The organism is Chondrinema litorale, from assembly GCF_026250525.1.
Lineage (GTDB): Bacteria > Bacteroidota > Bacteroidia > Cytophagales > Flammeovirgaceae > Chondrinema > Chondrinema litorale.
This window is the reverse complement of record NZ_CP111043.1, coordinates 3206845-3223805: the sequence shown is the minus strand read 5'-3', so window position 1 is coordinate 3223805 and position 16961 is coordinate 3206845. Positions and strand designations below refer to the sequence as shown.

The following is a 16961-nucleotide window of genomic DNA, read 5'->3' as shown; positions in this document are numbered from 1 at the left end:
CCTTAATCAAGCTTACTAAAAATTTAATGCGAATACATTAAACTTTAAGGAACCTCAACTGCATTTAGAATATCTCTAATGATATCGTCACTTTTTACATTCTCTGCCTCTGCCTCGTAAGTTAAACCGATACGGTGGCGCAATACATCATGGCAAACAGCTCTTACATCTTCTGGAATCACATACCCTCTTCTCTTAATAAAAGCATAAGCTCTTGCAGCCAGTGCCAAACTGATACTTGCCCTAGGTGAAGCTCCAAAACCAATAAGGTTTTTAAGTTTATCGAGGCCAGCATCTTCTGGGTATCTAGTAGCAAAAACTATATCGACTATGTACTTTTCTATCTTCTCGTCGATGTAAACTTCTTTTACCACTTCGCGAGCTTTTACAATTTGCTCAGCCTCAAGAATAGTAGATGGCTTAGGGAAAGATTTAGAAATATTCTGTCTGATAATTAACCTCTCTTCTTCTTTCTTAGGATAATCAATTACCACTTTTAACATAAAACGGTCGACCTGAGCTTCTGGAAGCGGATAAGTACCTTCTTGCTCAATTGGGTTTTGGGTTGCCATTACCAAGAATGGCTCCTCCATTGGATAGGTTGTATCTCCGATAGTAGCCTGTCTCTCTTGCATCACCTCAAGCAAAGCACTTTGCACTTTTGCTGGAGCACGGTTAATCTCATCTGCCAAAATAAAGTTGGCGAAGATTGGCCCTTTACGAATGATAAACTCTTCGTTTTTGATGCTGTAGATCATTGTACCTAGTAAATCGGCAGGTAGAAGATCGGGCGTAAACTGTAACCTACTAAATTTGGCATTTATAGTTTTTGCCAATGTGTTAATAGCAAGTGTTTTTGCTAAACCCGGAACACCTTCTAACAATACATGCCCGTTTGCTAATAAACCAATAAGTAATCTTTCTGTGAGATGTTTTTGACCAACAATTACTTTGTTCATCTCCATCAGGATCATGTCTACGAAAGCACTTTCCCGATTAATTTTCTCATTAATTTCCTTGATATCAATCGCTGAAGTTTCACTCATTTTAATAGAAAATTAAATTCTGAAAATCAGTAAAAATATTTTTAGTTAAAGATTTCCGATAAAAATGATTTAGATATTAACCTACAAAGTTTATTAATACCTAACTGCAAATAAACTTTTTTTTGAAGGGTCTGAAAAGAAACATTATCTATAAATAATGTTAAAAAATAGGGAGGAAACAGTAATAATGTTAAAAAATGTAAAAAACAGTATCTAACAGCTTTTATATATTAAAAACTGTTAAATTGCTTTATTTTGAACTGCTCCAATTTAGAGGGAATATTTGTGAATCAGTTGGCTGCTTCTAAGCTAAATGTGAATACTGTACCTTCGTTGATCTCACTTTTGATTGTAATTTTAGAGTTGTGCCCTTCAATAATGTGCTTGGCAATAGCTAAGCCGAGTCCAGTACCACCTTGTTTTTTAGACCTACTTTTATCTACTCGATAAAACCTTTCGAAGATACGATCGATGTGTTCTTTAGGAATTCCCGGACCGTTGTCTTTTATCTCAACTTTAATCTTCTTTTTGGTTTCAGTTAAAGCCACAGCAACCCAACCGTTAAAATTGCCATATTTTACAGCATTACTAATTAGATTGATAAGCACTTGAGTAACTCTATTATAATCAGCATTTACATATACGCCTTCATCAAAAGTTTTCTCTAGCCTTAATTGAATCATCTTTTTCTCAGCTTTTCGCTCCAACTGCTCAAACACATCCATTACCAGCGATTGTAGGTCAAACACTTCGTAATGCATACTAATTACACCAGACTCTATTTGCGAAAGTGTAAGTAAATCTTGCACCAAAGCATCTAATCCATTTAAGCTTTTAGCTGCTTTTTTCAAAAAACGATGTCTTACTTTTTCGTCGTCCATCGCTCCATCTAAAAGGGTTAAAACATAGCCCTGTGCTGCAAATATTGGTGTTTTAAGCTCATGAGATACATCGGCAATAAACTCTTTCCTGTAAGCTTCAATTTGCTTTAAATCATCAATTTCTTTTTCCTTTTTGGTTATATAAGCAGCTATTTGTTGATTAATCTTTTTTATCGGATTAATTGTTTCATCTTCTTTGTCTTTGTTATAGTCTCTTAGTTCTTTTTTGGTAACCTTATCTAAACTAGAATAGACCTTTTGAATCTCTTTGAAAACAAGAAACTCCAGAACAACATAAGATAAAATAAAAGTTGAAGAAAATGAGATGGCTGCTGCAACAAATAATACAGTACCAGAGACTGTATTAAGCAGAGAAAGAAACATAAAAGTTATTACAGCTACACAAATTCCCAGAAGAAATGAAACTGCCTTGGCATTAATCAACATAAATTCTATTCGTAATTTTTTGCAAAAAAAAAAATAACATTTGAAATACAGTAAAATCAAATGTTATTTTTTAAAAATTATAGATATTAAGAAGTTTTATTTATTCCTGCCACTCAAATTTATACCCAACACCTTTTACTGTTTTAATAAACTCACTTCCTATTTTCTCTCTTACTCTTCTGATATGAACATCTACAGTTCTAGCAAGTACATAAACATCTGATCCCCAAATATTCGCCAATAGCTCATCTCTTCCATAAACTTTATTTGGAGTCTCTGCTAAAAAGTACAAGAGTTCAAATTCTTTTTTAGGTAAAGTAACCTGCTCGTTCTCAATAAGTAAAGTATAACTAGACTTATCGATTGTGAATTTGCCGATCTTAATAACCTCAGTGTCTTTATTCGATTTTTTGTTTTCCCTTCTAAAATGAGCATTAATTCTACTCATTAAAGCTCGTGGCTTTATTGGTTTAGTGATGTAATCATCTGCTCCAACATCAAATGCCGCTACTTCTGAATACTCTTCTGCTCTAGCAGTAAGAAATATTATAAATGAGCCGCTAAGTTCAGGAATTTCTCGAAGCTGTCTGCAAGTTTCTACTCCATCCATTACTGGCATCATAATATCCAGTAGAATTAATTCAGGATAGAATTTTCTGGCAATTTCAAGCCCTTTCTTACCTTCAGGGGCAGTTTTAACTTCAAAACCTTCTTTTTCTAAGTTGTATTTTAGAATCTCAACTATATCCGGCTCGTCGTCAACCACCAAAACTTTATGTTTGTTTTTTGCCATAATTAATCAGATATTGATTGCGATTTAAAGTTAAAACTAATCATCATAGAAAACACAACCTGTCTTTATTATTGATTTTGTGTATATACTAATGTAACAGTTTTGTAACATCTTTGCACTGTTCGTTACTAGCATTTTAATTTTTCTTTTCAGCAAGTTTATCTAACAGTGTATTATTTACCTCAATTGTATACTTTGCTTTAAGGCTATCTAACCATTGCTTTTCTAGAAAATTCTGATAATCGGAGATTACCTGACCGCGATTTTCATCTAATTTCTTGGGGCTCTTCGGAATGATATTATTCACATAAACTTTATAGAATCGGTTGTCTTCCTGATAGGTATAAGTACCTTTTTCCCATTTGATATTTTCGGGAATATTGTCTTTACCTTTTTCGTAAGTATGCTTTTCTATTTGTAGTTGAAGCGGATTTTCTTTATTGAATTTAGCCTCTAGCTTCTCTGGGTCGGTTGAGTAAAAACTGATTAACATATGACCACCAAGACCAGTCTCTTGCTTGAGTTTCTGTTTAGCAGTAGTTGCACTTATAATTCTGGCAGAGTCTAACCCCTTAGCTGTTAAAAATACTTTTAGTTTCTCTAATCTCACCGAAGCCATCTCAGACTTTTCCTTTTTAACATATCCACATTCTAGCTTCACTAATAATGAAGTGTCTTGCTTGAGCCGCTTTAGTATTTTATCAACTTCTTTTGTTATACTATCTCCCCAGTGGATTTCGCCAAACTTTAAAGCGATATCTTTAGTAGGAACATCTACATTAAAAAGACCAGTTTCATACTCTGCTGAAGCAGCTTTTAAAGCCTCTTCGCTGGCAGCATCGAGTACAACTGTCTCAATTCTTTCGTCCCACAAATAATTGCTTCTGTTTTGCTCAAAATAAGTTCTTAAACCAGTAGTATCTTCTACCGCTTTATTCCAAACTTCTTTTTCCATTATAGCAAAAAGTAGCAAACCTTCGTAATACTCTTTTTCTAAATTTCTGAACTCAGGGTATTTATTAGCCAGATTTTTCTCTTCGAGTTCAACAATTTTTGCTTCTGTAAAATCTTGATATAAAAGGTTTAAATAACTATCTAGGTTTAAGCTATTTTGCTGTCTCTGCTTGCTAATAATGTATTTAAAGAAATCTGCTGTGGTAACATCATCTTTATCATTTAGCTGAAAAAGTGATTGATTGAGCAAGGTGCTTGTCGAATCGTATTTCCAGTTTCCTGAGAGCAAGCTTTTATCTATAGAAGCAAAAACCTTTGCTTTGGTTTTTGGGAAATCTTTAAAGTTATTTTCTTCTTTTAGCTTATCAATAAAATTATTTTTAGGAACTTCATTTCTAATATCTTTTTCAATCTTCTTTTTAATTTCAGCCTGCATTTCTTCAAAACTTCCCGGTTTTTTCTTACTAATTAGTTTAATAATGTGCCAACCGTAAGGAGTTTGAACTGGTTCTGAAATATCGCCGGGATTTTTTAGTGCAAAAGCCGCATCTGCAAAAGGTTCGACCATCATACCAGAAGTAAACGGCCTCAAAGCTCCACCTTTCTCTTTTGTTGCAGGATCTTCAGAAAACTGACGACATAAAACATCCCAGTCTTCGCCAGCTTTTAGTTTGCTATAAATTTCTGATGCCTTTTCAAAAGCTTCTGAAGCTTCAGCTTTATTTCGGATCATAATATGAGCAACTGTAACTTCTCCTCTTGCAGGTCGCTTATCTTTTACCATTACTATATGATAACCGAAACGAGTTCTTACTGGCATAGATATTTCGCCAATAGGTGTTTTATAAGCTGCATTTTCAAAAGGATAAACCATTTGCAAAGCTGTAAAATAGCCTAAGTCTCCTCCATTCTGTTTTGCCGATGGGTCTTCGGAAAATTCTTTCGCCAATTCATTAAAATCGGCACCATCTAATACTTGCTTTCTTAAATCCAGTGTGTTGTTATAGGCCGCTAATGTATCTTCTGGAGATGCATACTGATCTACTCTTATAAGAATGTGAGCTGCTTTTATTTCTTGCTGTAACCTATCGTAAGCCTCTTGTACTAATTGCTCAGTTACATTAGTATCAGTAAGATATGGAGCTGCCAGTTGTTTCCTATACGTTTCGAATTCTTTTATAAATGTGTTATTAAGATGATAGCTTTGCTTTTTTGCCTCAAAAACTTTCAACTTAAAATTTAGAAAAAGGTCGAAATACTCTCTTAAACTTTGATTGGTATAGGCATTTTCGTCATCCTGATAATTCTTATTATATAAATAAAGAAAATCTTCAACAGGAACTTTAAATGAATCAATTTGGAGAATAGTCTTATCCTTATTGTCTGTTTGAGCGGAAGCATGTAGATAAAAAAATGCAATAAGGCAACAAGTGAGTATAAATCTCATAATTGCTAAACTTGTTTGAACTTTAAATGATGTTGATTTACAATTTAATTATTAATTCATAAAAAAAGTCACCTACTACGGTGACTTTCTATTTTCTATTAGTAGTTGAAGTTATTTCAACGTACGTTTAACTTCTTTTTCTTCGAAGCCTTCTATTAAGTCTCCTACTTTAATATCGTTGAAGTTTCTGATACTCATACCACACTCGAAACCTTGCTTCACTTCTGAAACATCATCTTTGAAACGTTTTAGTGCAAGTAGTTCTCCTCCGTTTTCACCGCCGTACACTACAATACCATCTCTGATAAGTCTGATCTTAAGATTTCTCTTAATAAACCCTTCAGTCATGTAACAACCGGCAACAGTACCCACTTTACTGATTTTGTATACTTCACGTACTTCAGCAACACCAGTAACTTCTTCTTCGATATCTGGAGAAAGTAAGCCTTCCATTGCATCCTTCACGTCTTCAATAGCGTGGTAGATTACAGAATACAATCTGATTTCCACATCTTCTTTTTCAGCCAGTCTTCTTGAAATTGGTGTAGGACGTACCTGGAAACCAATTACAATACCATCTGAAGCACTTGCCAATAAGACGTCGTTTTCTGAAATCGGTCCTACTGCCTTGTGGATAATGTTTACTTCTACCTCATCTGTTGAAAGTTTTAGTAGTGAGTCAGAAAGTGCCTCAACTGAACCATCCACGTCACCTTTGATAATGATATTAAGCTGATGGTAATTACCCATCGCAATACGCTTACCAATATCACTCAATGTAGTACGCTTAGTAGCTCTAATACTTTGCTCTCTAAGGATTTGCTCTCGTTTGTTGGCAATCTCACGTGCTTCTCTTTCACTATCTAGCACGTTTACTTTATCACCAGCCTGAGGTGCACCATTTAAACCAAGTACCTGAACCGGAGTTGAAGGCCCTGCTTTCTTCACTCTTTCGCCTTTTGAGTTGGCCATTGCTTTTACTCTACCCTGATATTGACCAGCAAGAATAATATCACCAATTTTTAAGGTTCCAGATTGAACAAGTATGGTAGATACATAACCCCTACCTTTATCTAAAGAAGCTTCAACTACAGTACCTGAAGCTTTCTTTTTATCATTTGCTTTTAGTTCTAGAATATCTGATTCTAACAATACCATTTCTAGCAGATCGTCTACACCTTGACCTGTTTTAGCTGAAATCTCTTGGCACTGTACTTTACCACCCCACTCTTCAACTAAGATATTCAAGTTCGCCAACTCTTCTTTAATCTTATGAGGATTGGCTGTAGGCTTATCTACTTTATTAATAGCAATTACAATTGGCACTTCTGCAACTTGTGCGTGGTTGATTGCTTCTTTTGTTTGAGGCATCACATTGTCGTCAGCAGCAATTACTACAATTACTACATCAGTTAGTTTTGCACCTCTAGCACGCATCGCTGTAAATGCTTCGTGACCCGGAGTATCTAAGAATGCGATATCTCGACCTGACTCAGTAGTTACACTGTAAGCACCAATGTGCTGTGTAATACCACCAGCCTCACCAGAAGCTACTTTTGTTTTTCTGATATAGTCTAGTAAAGATGTTTTACCGTGGTCAACGTGTCCCATAATAGTTACGATAGGAGCTCTATCTACTAAATCTTCTGGGCGATCTTCTTCTTCTTCTAAACTAATGTCTGTTTCTTCTTCAGCAGAAGTAAACTCTACACTAAAATCGAATTCAGAAGTTAGCAATGTAATTGTATCAGCATCTAGTCTTTGGTTAATGGAAACAAACATTCCCAGTTTCATTGCACTGGCAATAATTTCATTTACACTAACTCCCATTAATGTTGCTAACTCGTTAGTAGAGATAAACTCTGTAACTTTAACTACATTGGTTTCTTCGTTTTGCTGTTGCTGAGCTTCTCTAGCAGCAATCGCATCTCTCTTTTCTTTTCTGTATTTTCTACCAGATTTATTTGGTGTACCACCACTTAATCTAGCGAGAGTTTGCTTGTAATTTTCTTGAACCTCTTTCTTAGAAACTTCCTCTTTCTTAACCCTCTCCTTCCTGTTGTTGTTATTCGACCTTTGCTTCTTAGTAGATTGTTCTTGCTGCTCTTTCTTAAGCTTTTCTTGTTGCTGCTTTCTTTCCTGTCTTTCAGGATCCTGAATCCTTACACGTTTTCTCTTCCTCTTATTATTGTTGTTATTATTATTCCCCTTTCCTTTCTTTTCATCAGAAGATGCAACTTGCTTAGATTTTTTCTTATTACTTGTATCATTAGACAGATCAATTTTACCAAGTACTTTCAGTCCTTGAAGTTTGTCTGCCTTAGCTTCAATAACGGTCTCGTTTTCAGCTTCTACGGCGTCTGTTTCTGCTTTAATTTCCTTATCTTTTATTTCTGACTCTTTATTAGCTAGTACTTCTTTCTTCTCTACAGGAGCTTTTTCTTCTTTTTTAGGCTCCTCCTGTTTGGCAACAGGCTCCTCACGTTTTGTTTCAACCTGTTTGGCAACAGGCTCTTCTCTGGTTATATTCTTATTTTCTTGTTTTTCTACTTTTGGCTCCTCTGTTTTAGCAACAATAGGCTCTTTTTTCGCAACCGGCTCTTCTTTTTTCGTCTCCTCCTTCTTTGGTTCTTCTTTCTGTACTACAGGCTCTTCCTTCGCAACCGGCTCTTCTTTTTTCGGTTCCTCTTTCTTTGGCTCTTCTTTCTGTACTACAGGCTCTTCCTTCGCAACCGGCTCTTCTTTTTTCGGTTCCTCTTTCTTTGGCTCTTCTTTTTGCACTACAGGTTCTTCCTTCGCAACCGGCTCTTCTTTTTTCGGTTCCTCTTTCTTTGGCTCTTCTTTCTGTACTACAGGTTCTTCCTTAGCAACCGGCTCTTCTTTTTTCGGTTCCTCTTTCTTTGGCTCTTCTTTCTGTACTACAGGTTCTTCCTTAGCCACTGGTTCTTCTTTCTTAGGCTTATTAGTAATTGGCCTACCTTTTCCGTCAAGCTCAATTTTACCAACAATTTTTAAACCAGCAGGTTTGGCACTGATAGTATCTGGCTCACTGCTTTTCTCTTCTTTTGGAGCTGGCTCCTCATTTTTATCTGCTTTATCCGACTCAGACTTCGCATTAGCAGATTTATCATAAATTAATATTTCTTCATCGTCTTCTACTTCTTCGCTTGGTGGAGCAGTAGTTTTCTTATCAGACTTGATTACAATATCATTATGACTTGAACCAATTGTTAGCCCGGCAGCTTCACGCTTTACCGCCATAGAGGATTCAAATTCCTTTTCAAGCATAGACAACTGTTCGTCCGTTATCTTTGTATTGGGTTTAGAGTCAATATCAAAGCCTTTGGACTCCAGCAATTCAGCTATCCTGGCAATTCCAACATTAAATTTTCTCGCTGCCTGACTTAATCTCATATTTTCGTTTATATACTCTCTTGATTTTATTTGTACCGAAAGAAAAATTTTATTCCAGCAGAATAATGATAATAAAGTAAAATTTACTGCAAAGATAAAATTTTCATTCCTAAATGTTAAGTAACATGGATATTTATTAGATGTTTAAAGAACTATTAGCAAAAAAACATGCATAAAATACCAATAGGGCTATCTTTTTACAGAGATATTAAAAATCTGTAGGGCGAAAATCAAAAAAATTCTACCAATATATAGCAGAATTTGACAAATGAATTACCAAAAACATCTAAAAGTAACAACCCTGAATTTTAAAATCCGGGTTGTTACTTAAACTATTTTTTTATCATTCCTGTTCAAATTCTTTTTTTAGAACCTCTCTGATCCAATCAATTGATTCCTCTTCCAACTCAGTTCTTCTAAATAAATCCTGAGGGCTCACAGCTAAAACACTTTTCGCTGTATCTAAACCAATTCTTTTTAATTCATCGATCATCCATTCATCGATAACATCAGTAAACTCGCTAAGTTCCACATCTTCATCATCATCTTCAAACTCACCAAGCTCTCTAAATACATCGATTTCTAAACCAACTAACCTACTAGCCAGTTTAATATTTTGACCACCTTTACCAATAGCCAAAGATACTTGATCTCTGTTTAAAAATACTGAAGCTCTTTTCTTGCTTTCATCTATTTTAATGCTATTGATTTTAGCCGGACTTAAAGCTCTTGCAATGTAAAGCTCTACATTGTCTGTATAGTTAATTACGTCGATATTTTCGTTTTGAAGTTCACGCACAATGCTGTGAATTCTAGAACCCTTCATACCCACACAAGCACCAACTGGATCAATTCTGTCGTCATAAGATTCTACAGCTACTTTTGCTCTCTCTCCTGGCTCTCTTACAACTTTTTTAATGGTAATTAAACCATCGTAAACTTCTGGCACCTCGTTTTCAAAAAGTCTTTCTAAAAATTCAGGTGAAGTTCTTGAAAGTATAATTTTCGGGTTGTTGTTAACCATTTCTACCCTATGGATAATGGCTCTTACTGTATCCCCTTTGCGGAATCTGTCTTTAAAGATTTGTTCGTTTTTAGGAAGAGATAATTCCTGACGTTCGTTATCAATCAGAATAATTTCTCTGCTTAGTGTTTGATATACCTCACAGGTAATCATATCACCAACTAAATCTTTGTATTTCTGAAAAAGGATATCTTTTTCCAGATCCTTAACTTTTTGAATTAGTGTTTGTCTCGCAGTTTGAACCAACCTTCTACCGAAATCTATAATTTTTACTTCTTCGGCAACTTCTTCACCTACTTCAAAGTCCTCTTCGATTTTCTTTGCTTCAGAAAGTCTAATGGTTAGGTTTTCGTCTTCCACCTCAGCATCATCTTCAACTATCTCACGATAGCGCCAGATTTCAAGGTCACCTTTATCTACGTTAATAATAACATCAAAATTCTGGTCAGTGTTAAATTTTTTCCTAACCATGGTACGGAACACATCTTCCAGAATACGGATCATCGTAGGACGATCTATATTCTTTAACTTAGCAAAATCCGCAAATGTGTTAATTAAAACCGAACTATCCATAAAAAATTGGTTTGTCTATTGTATGAATATCTGTAAATTTTAATTCCAGTTTCCTATTTAAAAGAAACCTGAACTTTAGCTTGTTTAATATCACTAAAAACAATTCTTTTTTCTTCTATTTCCTTCTTGTGTTTCTTAACTCTGGTTTCAACCTCTAGCAAAACATCATTTTCTCCAACCTCTTTTAACTTGCCATTTAGCTCACCACCTTCGTTTAATAAAACCTTAAGTTCTCTACCAATATTAGCTCTATATTGGCGAAGCAACTTAAGTGGCTGCCCAACTCCCGGAGATGAAACCTCAAGATTATAAGCTCCTTCAATCATTTCTGTTTCTTCAACTACTCCACCAATTTTACGGCTTAGCTTTGCGCATACAGAAATATCTACACCTTTATCTCCGTCTATCAAAACTTCAACTTTAGGTACGCTTCCAGCACTTATGTTCACTTCTACTAGAAACAAAGAATCATCGAGAAGGTTATCTTCTGCTATTTTTGCAATTTTTTCTTCTAAATCCATCTCTTACCTTACTTATGATAAAAAAAATTAGGGAGCGTGGCTCCCTAATTCCTAATACCTTCAAATATGCTTTGCAAAATTAAGGAGTTTTCAAATGATATCAAATAGTTATCCGTTCAAAACCAGATAATTTATTAATAGTTTATTTTATCAAAAAACAATTACAACCAAACAAATTCTATGAAAAACCAACTAAAAGCGGCCTATCTCTTCCTTATCATTGTTTTATTTCAATCTTGTAGCTTAGATGAGCTTTTTGATTCGGAAGATGTAAGTCCAGAAGCAGAAGAATTAGCCAATAAAACTTTTGAGCAAGAAGGCATTTCTTCTTATTATGCCGACAAATTCGATGGAAATACCACTGCTAGTGGTGAGATTTTTAGGCAAGACAGCCTAACTGCCGCCCACAGATATTTACCTTTCGGCACAGAGGTTTTAGTAACTAACCTTAAAAACAATAAGCAAGTTACTGTAAAAATAAACGATAGAGGACCTTTTGCAGAGGGTAGAATAATTGATCTATCGAGAACCGGAGCCGAAACACTAGACTTTATAAATGATGGTCTGGCAACAGTACGGATAGAAGCTGTATTGCCCGAAAGCACTGCCGATAGTTTATATCAAATTATCAATAGTCAATAATATTTTATTGGCTATTTTTGCCCCATGGTAATGAAACTTTTAAGCAAACTTGTTTTCCGGATTACAGGCTGGAAAGTAGACAACAGGGTCCCAAAGGAGGTAAAACAATTTGTAATGATTGCCGCTCCGCATACTAGCAACTGGGATTTAATTTTTGCTCGTGGGGCATTTTTTATTATGGGTATTCCCCTTAAATTCACTATTAAAAAAGAATGGGTTCAGTTTCCTCTGAGTCTATTTATGAAACCTCTTGGTGCCATTCCTATAGACCGTAAACCTAAACAGGCTGGCCTTAAAAAAAGGAGCATGGTAAATGTAATGGCAGACCTTTTTAAAACACATAACGACCTTGTAATTCTAGTAACACCTGAAGGAACCAGACAAAAAGCTGCAAAATGGAAATTGGGTTTTTATAGAATTGCTGAAGAAGCCGGCGTACCTATCGCCTTTGGTTATTTAGATTACTCTAAAAAGGTTGCTGGAATTGGTGGTATTCTAGAAACCACTGGAGATATAAAGAAAGATATGGCTGTTATAAATGAGTTTTATAGCCAGAAAACTCCTAAATTTCCAGAAAAATTTAGTGTACATCAATTATAGGATTTGTGAGATGGATACCCTGTTGGTAGCTCAATTGGGTGCGAAGTTCTGAATAGTTGAAATTATGGCTATTATCAAAAAGAAAAAAATCCCTTTTTTAATAGGAAAGGGCTTGTGCAACTTTCTTAAAAATCACAATCGCTACATAGATATTCCAATTCATTATAGCGATTTACTGAGGTATGAAAATGAAATTCCCCTCTACGATTTTAATGAAGAAGATACCTTGTGGAAAACAGTTTTCTTTTCGCAAAGTGACATGCCTTCTATTCATGAAAGTCTTAAGCAGATATATGCAATACTAAAAGCAAGCGGAAATGTTTCTGTAATGAAACACCTATATATAGATCGTGTAGACTTATGTACTTATGGAAATACCCAACCTTTTAGAGTAAGAGTAGTCAATAAAATAAATGATAACTTCGACTATTTCTATATAAAGAATGCAGATGCCTCTCGCGTTTACGGCCTTGAGCTAGAAGATATACTTTCGCCTAATGCTGTAAGCTATTTGGTACATGAACAAACCCTCATTGAAGAACACATTGCTGGCGTGCCTGGTGACCAGTTTATTAGAGATTACTTGGAAGATAACAAACTAAATAAAACCCGAATCGGAAAAGAGTTTGTGAAATTTAACGAGCGTTGTTTTGTACGCCTACTTGGCGATATGCACTCTAGCAATTTTGTAATTGTTTTAACTCCCGATTTTGAAGAAACCAGTTACAGAATAAGAGCAATAGATTTTGACCAACAATCTTATGAAGGTCGAAAATCTATTTATATGCCTCAATATTTTAAGCAGAATAATGCTATTATTCAATTAGGTATAGAGTCTATTACTCCTGAAACTGTTAAGCAATATCAGATAGAAGAGAGATCGCTTATTTCTAACAGAATGAAAGCTTCAAAAGAGAGAGTAAAAGAGCTTTTAGAAACCATGAAAGCAGACACTATTTCTTCGCCTGAAAATATTGCAGTTTTAAGAAAAGAATTATACCTACACTATAATTCGCCCAAATTTTTAACCTGTAAAAACATGGGCGAAATCTTAGAAACTAGTTTGGGTACTTTATAAAAGTAAAGCTATTCTGTTTTTCCATCTATTACCTGCTTGAGTACTTTAACTTCTGTTGCATAAAAGTACCCTCTTGCTCCATTGCTAATATTGCCTTTTACATCAGCAGGGATATAGCCAAATGGGCCTATCCCTCGCCATTCAGTCTCAGAAAGTACAGCCCTTATAAACTGATAATGTTCTGGAGCAATAGATCGATAAACTTGAATAATTTCTGTTCCTAGTGGATAAGCCCCAATTTCATGTTCGCTATATGCAAATATGGCAGCGGGCTCCAAAGTTGGATGCAAATAGTAAGTAGTATCTTTGTTTTGGTAAGCTTCCCCTATTCTATTTCCCCAGAAAGTACCGAAATCTGTATCTGCCGGATAGTTGTTTTGCCACCCTTCTGCAACTTCTGCATGAACAGATATTTTTAGCGGAGCATCAGCACCAAAATTACTTGGCAATATATAATTATAGAATATCTGTCTGTATTCATTTTGAATCACTTTTACAGGCTGTATTTCATTAGCAGCCATCATCTCAGCATCAGCCTCAAATAATTCTCCTTTATATTGAATTTCTAAATGGTATACCTCACCAGCATTCCCTGAAAACTCTTGGTCTGACAAATAAACTCCTGCTTCTGTTTCTGAATAATGATATATGCTATCTCCAACAGATACTGTAACTACAGCATTTGAAACACCAATAGGATCGCTCGAATTAATAACAGTTTGCGTATTCGATATTTTTACAAGCTGTTGTTTTAACTCACTACTTACAAAGCCTTCTACCACCAAGGCTTCTGAATGAGTTAGTGCCTCCTCCCATTCGATTTGCTCTACACAAGCAGTCAACACAATAATTACAAATACTGAAAATATTTTTCTAATAAATGATGTATGATTATTCATTTCTAAATTTTTTCGGTGCGATTAGAATTTGAAATTGTAGGTAACACTTGGGAAAAAGCTATATAAAAACACTTTTTGGAAGGCTGTTACATCAGGATTTGAAATTGCATCCAAATCAACCATTTCAGGACCAACAAAAACTGTTAGCGCATTTTTGCGAGCGTATGCATTGTAAATTGAAAACACCCAACTTCCATTATTTTTCCTATTTGGTTTGGGCTTGGCATGCAAAGTAGCCGATAAATCTAATCGATGATAATCTGGCAATCGGGAATTAAAACGTGCATTGTACACTGGCACTTTATATTTCTCAAATTGAAAAATCTCTGTTGGTAAAGTAACAGGTCTACCTGTAGAATAAACCCAATTTGCTGAAATCGTCCATCTTTCATTTAATCTCAAAGTGCCAACAGCAGAAAAACTATGTGGCTGATCGTAAGCTGCCGGATAAAAAACTCCGCCGTTAATTCCCTTTATTTTCCGTTCTGCCTTAGACAATGTATAACTTAACCAACCACTTAAATTGCCTTTCTTCTTTCTTAGTGTTAATTCTAACCCGTAAGCTCTGGCTTCTCCTTTTAATATTGATGCTTCTAAATAGCGGTTCATAATTAACTGAGCGTGATCTACATAATCGAGTTGATTATACATCTTTTTATAATATACTTCAGCAGAAAACTCAAAAGCATTTTCACTCAGGTTTTTAAAGTAGCCTAATGATACCATGTCAGCATACTGAGGTTTAATATTTTTACTGGTGGGTAACCAAACATCAAATACATTAAAAGCTAATGTGGAACTTGAAAGCATTTGCATGTATTGATATGTTCTGCTATAGTTTGCTTTTACAGAACTTTGCTCATTAATCTTATACCTGGCTGTAATGCGAGGCTCAAAGCCAAAATAAGTTTTATAAATTTCTCCTTTGCCTATTTCTTCTTCAGCAACTACATTATTATTTTCATTATAAGCAAAAAGCGTGGTTGCTCCCATTAGTTGGAAAGCTGACAACCTTAACCCATAATTAAGTGAAAGTTTATTAGTGATTTTTTGCTCATTAGAAAAATAAACTGCATGTTCTAATGCATTAGTTGGAGGCACTGATTTTTCAGGTATAGAAGGAGACATTCCCGGCTCAAATCGATGCAGGGTAGATACAAATCCAAATTTTACCAGATTGCTCTCATTAGCATAAAAATCAAAATCAGATTTTACAGTATAGTCACGAATGGTTGACTGCCAATTAAACGGATTATCACTCTTAGAAAGGTCAATAAGGTAATTATATCTGCTATATAATAAAGTTGTATTGGAGAAGAGCCTTTCATTAAATAAATGATTCCAACGCAAAGTAGCAGTCGTATTGCTCCAATCTATTATATATTGCAGTGCTCTTACTTTATTCAAATCTTTGCCGAAGTAACCAGAGAAGTACAAGCGGTTTTTGCTATTGATTTTAAAATTAGCTTTGGCATTAAAATCATAAAAATAGATGGAAGTCTGTCGGGTATATTCATCTGCTGAAAGTCTCAAAAACATATCGGCATATGTTCTGCGAGCAGAAAGTATAAACGAGCTTTTATCTTTTTTTATCGGACCTTCTACTGTTAATCTGCTTGCCAAGGTACCAATACCTCCTGAAACTCCTAACTTCTGATTATTACCTTCCTTCATTCGGATATCTAACAGCGATGAAAGTCTGCCACCATATTCTGCGGGAAAGCCACTTCTATAAAATTGTATATCTTTAATTGCATCTGCATTAAATACAGAAAAGAAACCCATTAGGTGAGATGCATTATATACAGGTGCTTCATCTAGTAAAATCATATTTTGATCAGCTCCACCACCTCTCACAAAAAAGTTAGTAGAACCTTCTCCTTGATTTACAATTCCGGGTAGCAACTGCAATGTTTTTACGATATCAACTTCACCGGCTAAAGCAGCAACCTCTTTTACCACATCTATATTCAGGTTTTCTGTACCCAATGCTACTTCATTTATATTCAGCTCAGGGTCTTCATCTCCTTCGATCACTACTTCTGAAAGTTGTGTATCTACTAAAAGGAGATCGATGTTATTTTGCACATCGGCAGCAAGGTCAATTTGTAATTCTTGAGCTTGATAACCCAAATAAGCATATGTTAATTGATAATTGCCCTTTGGAAGTTGGATGGCATAAAAACCATAGAGATTAGAAACCACACCAGAAAAATCTCCCGTTTTAAGATTCTTCACTAACAAACTGGCTCCAATCAAATCTTCACCTGTTTCAGCATCTTTTACATAACCATTAATGGTATATTTAATCTGGCTTTCTTTTTTTTTGATAATGACTTTGTTCTTAACGTATACCAGTTCTATATCTTTATCAGAGAAGATTTCTTCTAAAAAGCCACTTATTGTATTTGTACTAGTCGATAGAGAGATATTTTTTTGAGGATTAACTACTTCGAGGTTATACGTAAACTGCAATTGCGTTTTTGAACTGATCTCATCCAAAATATCTTTAAGTTTTCCTTCTGAATGGTTAAGCGAAATAATTTTATCTGTAGGTTTTTGTGCAAAAGTGCATAGAGGTAAACCAGTAATCAGCCAGATACTGAAAACCCAGAATAGATTTTTTTTCATTTTAAACTAAG

Annotated in this window: 12 protein-coding genes; 3 read left to right on the top strand and 9 right to left on the bottom strand. The window is 35.1% G+C overall.

The window, feature by feature from the left end:
* Positions 1-44 precede the first annotated feature (44 nt).
* The 7 genes from OQ292_RS13250 to rimP all read right to left on the bottom strand — a co-directional run bounded on the left by OQ292_RS13250 (position 45) and on the right by rimP (position 11100).
* A complete protein-coding gene (locus OQ292_RS13250; protein WP_431733770.1) occupies positions 45-974 on the bottom strand; it encodes an AAA family ATPase in 930 nt (309 codons plus the stop codon).
* A gap of 362 nt (positions 975-1336) precedes the next feature.
* The gene (locus OQ292_RS13245) at positions 1337-2374 is read right to left on the bottom strand and encodes a sensor histidine kinase (protein WP_284682610.1); all 1038 of its coding nucleotides are present in this window, start codon (positions 2372-2374) and stop codon (positions 1337-1339) included.
* A 100-nt stretch (positions 2375-2474) separates the two neighbouring features.
* Complete coding sequence (locus OQ292_RS13240) at positions 2475-3167, bottom strand: response regulator transcription factor (RefSeq protein ID WP_284682609.1); 693 nt, start codon at positions 3165-3167, stop codon at positions 2475-2477.
* 136 nt (positions 3168-3303) lie between these two features.
* A complete protein-coding gene (locus OQ292_RS13235) occupies positions 3304-5568 on the bottom strand; it encodes a peptidylprolyl isomerase (RefSeq protein ID WP_284682608.1) in 2265 nt (754 codons plus the stop codon).
* A 111-nt stretch (positions 5569-5679) separates the two neighbouring features.
* Positions 5680-8982, bottom strand: coding sequence for a translation initiation factor IF-2 (gene infB / locus OQ292_RS13230; protein ID WP_284682607.1), 3303 nt, complete (start codon positions 8980-8982; stop codon positions 5680-5682).
* A gap of 343 nt (positions 8983-9325) precedes the next feature.
* Positions 9326-10579, bottom strand: a complete 1254-nt coding sequence (gene nusA / locus OQ292_RS13225) for a transcription termination factor NusA (RefSeq protein WP_284682606.1) — start codon at positions 10577-10579, stop codon at positions 9326-9328.
* A gap of 53 nt (positions 10580-10632) precedes the next feature.
* Positions 10633-11100: a ribosome maturation factor RimP gene (gene rimP / locus OQ292_RS13220; RefSeq protein ID WP_284682605.1), complete on the bottom strand. Its 468-nt coding sequence runs from the start codon at positions 11098-11100 to the stop codon at positions 10633-10635.
* Between the two features lie 180 nt (positions 11101-11280).
* Here rimP and OQ292_RS13215 point away from each other — a divergent pair, with 180 nt between their 5' ends.
* The 3 genes from OQ292_RS13215 (at position 11281) to OQ292_RS13205 (ending at position 13420) form a co-directional block, all read left to right on the top strand.
* Positions 11281-11742 (top strand): septal ring lytic transglycosylase RlpA family protein, encoded by a 462-nt coding sequence (locus tag OQ292_RS13215; protein ID WP_284682604.1) that lies wholly within the window; start codon positions 11281-11283, stop codon positions 11740-11742.
* A gap of 30 nt (positions 11743-11772) precedes the next feature.
* Positions 11773-12342: a 1-acyl-sn-glycerol-3-phosphate acyltransferase gene (locus OQ292_RS13210; protein WP_284682603.1), complete on the top strand. Its 570-nt coding sequence runs from the start codon at positions 11773-11775 to the stop codon at positions 12340-12342.
* A 64-nt stretch (positions 12343-12406) separates the two neighbouring features.
* Entirely contained in the window at positions 12407-13420 is a 1014-nt protein-coding gene (locus OQ292_RS13205; protein WP_284682602.1) for a hypothetical protein, read from the top strand.
* Between the two features lie 8 nt (positions 13421-13428).
* Here the strand turns inward: OQ292_RS13205 and OQ292_RS13200 are convergent, their stop codons facing one another.
* Positions 13429-14319, bottom strand: coding sequence for a DUF4249 family protein (locus OQ292_RS13200; protein WP_284682601.1), 891 nt, complete (start codon positions 14317-14319; stop codon positions 13429-13431).
* A gap of 21 nt (positions 14320-14340) precedes the next feature.
* Complete coding sequence (locus OQ292_RS13195; RefSeq protein ID WP_284682600.1) at positions 14341-16950, bottom strand: TonB-dependent receptor; 2610 nt, start codon at positions 16948-16950, stop codon at positions 14341-14343.
* Between the last annotated feature and the right edge of the window lie 11 nt (positions 16951-16961).